This window comes from Streptomyces sp. NPDC102360 (genome assembly GCF_044766085.1).
In the GTDB taxonomy this organism is placed as follows: domain Bacteria; phylum Actinomycetota; class Actinomycetes; order Streptomycetales; family Streptomycetaceae; genus Streptomyces.
In genome coordinates, this window is the sequence record NZ_JBIWLG010000037.1 from 1 (window position 1) to 1,051 (window position 1,051).

Consider the following 1,051-nt stretch of genomic DNA (forward strand, 5'->3'; position numbering starts at 1 on the left):
CCTGTGGGGGGAGGGTGTCGCGGGTCATGGGGGTCAGGACCGCGTCGGGCCCGAGCTCGAGGTAGGTGGTCACGCCCTCGCCGTGGAGGGTGGTGATGCCGTCCGCGAAACGAACCGCCTCCCTGACGTGACGCACCCAGTAGCCAGGAGTGGTGATCTCCTGCGGATCGGCCAGCACACCGGTCAGGTTGGAGACGACCGGAATACGGGGCGCTGCCAGCGTCAGCCCGGCGACCACCTCATGGAAGTCGTCCAGGATCGCGTCCATGTGGTGCGAGTGGAAGGCATGGCTGACCCGCAGACGCTTCGTCTTGCGGCCCTGCCCCTCCCAGTGCGCGCCGACCCTCTCGACCGCGTCCGCGTCACCCGCAACCACCGTCGACAACGGCCCGTTCACCGCCGCCACCACCGCCCCCGCAACGAGCGAGGCGATCACTTCCTCCTCCGAGGCCTGGACCGAGACCATCCCGCCGCCCTCCGGCAGCCCCTGCATCAGCCGGCCCCGCGCCGCGATCAACCGGGCCGCATCGGCAAGGGACAGGACACCGGCGGTGTGCGCGGCAGTGATCTCACCGACCGAATGACCCGTCACATAGTCCGGAACCACACCCCAACTGGCATACAGACGCGTCAGGGCCGTCTCGACCGCGAACAGCGCCGGCTGCGTGTAGGCGGTCGTGTGCAACAGCCCCGCTTCGGCGCTATCGGCATCCGCCCACATCACCTCCCGCAGCGGACGCTCCAGATGAGCGTCGAGAACCCCGCACACCTCGTCGAGAGCCGCGGCGAACACCGGATAGGCGGCATACAGCTCACGCCCCATCCCCACACGCTGACTGCCCTGCCCCGTATAGAGGAAAGCCAGAGCACCCTCATCGGCGACACCCCGCACCAGCACACCCGAAGGCCGTCCCTCCGCCAGCGCCGCCAACCCCTCACGCACCGCCCCGGCACCCTCCGCGACCACCACCGCCCGATGCCCCAACGCCGCACGAGACACCCCAGCCGCAACCGCCACCTCCCACAACGACACCCCCGAACCGGACTCGAG

The 1,051-nt window shown here is 69.8% G+C and carries 1 protein-coding gene; it reads right to left on the minus strand.

Annotation, left to right across the window (positions count from 1 at the left end):
* Positions 1-970 (minus strand): acyltransferase domain-containing protein (locus ACIRHA_RS43155; RefSeq protein ID WP_403857732.1); only part of this gene is annotated, 970 nt, incomplete at its 3' end.
* Positions 971-1,051 lie beyond the last annotated feature (81 nt).